Raw genomic sequence first — 1851 nt, 5'->3', positions numbered from 1 at the left:
GGTGCGGTGGGCGTCGGTGAGGATGTGGGCGGGTAGAGTCCGCTGGTCGTAGGGGCACATGATGCGGGCGGGCCGGTCGGCGAGCGCGGCGTTGATGACGGACTCGTAGCGGGTCCATTCGGCCTGTTCGGCGTGGTCGCGTCCGTGCCAGACGGGTTCGCCGATGATGCGTACGCCGGTGGCGGCGTGGGTGTCGACGTAGTGGCCGTAGGCGGTCAGGGTGCGGCCGGGTGAGCGGTACCACTCTTCGGCGGGGGCGAAGTCGACGCGGGCTGCGGCGGGGCCGAGGGCGTCGGTGAGCAGGGTGATGTTGGCCGGGGTGGTCACGGCGAGCACCTTTTCGCCGGTGGCGAGCCCGTCGCGGCAGAAGCCGGTGGTCGCGGCGAGGAACTCGGTGTCGTCGTCGTAGATCAGGGCCTGGTGGATCAGTGGCCGCACGTCGTTGGTCTCGCGCATCGTGTCACCGTCACCAGTCGATCCGTAGAGGTGGTCGGGGGGGGGTACGTCGCGTGCCCTATCCCCGTCGCCCACACGGCAGATCCTACAGCGTTGCGAGCTTTGCCGAGTTGTGGCGGGTACTGGTGGGGCGTATTGGGTCGTGGGCGTCAAGAACGCATCAAGATCACAAGGATTCCGACAAGTGCCGTATAGGGTCGCTGACCGGTTCACTGCCGAGAGCAGGCTGTGGCGCGCCCGCCTACCTGGGGGAATGGCGCTCGCCACGCTGCCGTGACGATGGGGGCGTTGATGCGACCGGGGGCGAGGCCGTCATCGGCGGCGGGCATGCTGCGCGCCGTCGGCGCCGTCGTCTCCGGGTGGGGACACCATCCCTCGCGGGCGGTCGTGATCGGCTTCGCCGCCGCCGTGCTGGTCGGCACGGTACTGCTCGCCCTGCCCGTCGCCGCGACCGGCGGGCGGTCGGCGGGCTGGGCGGCCGCGCTGTTCACCGCCACGTCCGCGGTGTGCGTGACCGGGCTGGCGGTGGTGGACACCGCGGGGCACTGGTCGGTGTTCGGTGAGGTGGACATCGGCCTGCTGATCCAGGTGGGCGGGCTGGGCATCATGACGTTGGCCACGTTGTTCACCGCGGCGGTGTCCGGCTGGTTGAAGCTGCGTTCGCGGCTGATGGCGCAGGCCGAGACCAAGTCGCTGGAGGTGACGGGCATCGGGCGTACCGTGCGCTACGTCGTGTTGTTCAGCTTGGTCTGTGAGTCGGTGGTGGCGGTGGTGCTCACCGGCCGGTTCGCCCTGGGGTACGGCGATTCGAGTTGCGGCGTTCGCGGCGTCCGCAGAGCTGGTCGCTGCTGACCCGGATCACGGTGGGGTTGACCGGGGTGCTGCTGGTGGCCTGGACGCTGGCGTTCACGCTGGGGGAGTGGCACAACCCGAAGGCCCTCGGTCCGCTGGACGGCGCGGGCAAGGTGCTGGCCGGGTTCTTCGCTTCGGTGATGCCTCGTACCGCCGGTTTCAACAGCCTGGACGTCTCCGGGATGCATCCTTCCAGTTGGCTGGCCACCGACGTGCTGATGTTCATCGGCGGGGGCAGCGCGGGGACGGCCGGTGGCATCAAGGTGACCACGTTCGGGATGTTGCTCTTCATGGTGTGGGCGGATATGCGCGGCCAGCCTCGGGTGGACATCGGGCATCGCGCGCTGGGCATGGCGACCCAGCGCCAGGCCGTTGCCCGAACAGCGGATGATCGTGGGCTGACCCGCTCCGTCAGAGCGTGTTTGAGAAGATCGTTCATGTCCGGCGTGGCGGCGTGACGAGACATGCCGATACCGCCAAAGTGGCTCAATGCCCCCCGCTCGCTACCCCTCCGACCTGACCGACGCCCAGTGGGAACTGATC

The 1851-nt window shown here is 69.2% G+C and carries 3 protein-coding genes; 2 read left to right on the top strand and 1 reads right to left on the bottom strand.

What is annotated here, in order from left to right:
* Window positions 1–456, bottom strand: a 456-nt coding sequence (locus C1I98_RS38455; RefSeq protein ID WP_199537543.1) for an MEDS domain-containing protein, incomplete at its 3' end; no start/stop codon positions are given.
* A 291-nt stretch (window positions 457–747) separates the two neighbouring features.
* On the opposite strand from C1I98_RS38455, the gene C1I98_RS44805 reads away from it, so the two are divergent.
* Together C1I98_RS44805 and C1I98_RS44800 are read left to right on the top strand one after the other, a co-directional pair.
* Window positions 748–1308: a potassium transporter TrkG gene (locus C1I98_RS44805; protein WP_233508561.1), complete on the top strand. Its 561-nt coding sequence runs from the start codon at window positions 748–750 to the stop codon at window positions 1306–1308.
* Window positions 1269–1766: a potassium transporter TrkG gene (locus C1I98_RS44800; protein WP_233508560.1), complete on the top strand. Its 498-nt coding sequence runs from the start codon at window positions 1269–1271 to the stop codon at window positions 1764–1766. The genes C1I98_RS44805 and C1I98_RS44800 overlap by 40 nt, the downstream gene beginning before the upstream one ends.
* The last annotated feature ends 85 nt before the right edge of the window (window positions 1767–1851 follow it).

Source organism: Spongiactinospora gelatinilytica (genome assembly GCF_003236385.1).
Lineage (GTDB): Bacteria > Actinomycetota > Actinomycetes > Streptosporangiales > Streptosporangiaceae > Spongiactinospora > Spongiactinospora gelatinilytica.
Note: the sequence above shows the minus strand (reverse complement) of the source record. Positions and strands in the feature narration are given on the sequence as shown.

Coding starts and splice junctions, on each gene's coding strand:
- C1I98_RS44805 (WP_233508561.1), top strand. CDS start 748: ATGCGACCGGGGGCGAGGCCGTCATCGGCGGCGGGCATGCTGCGCGCC.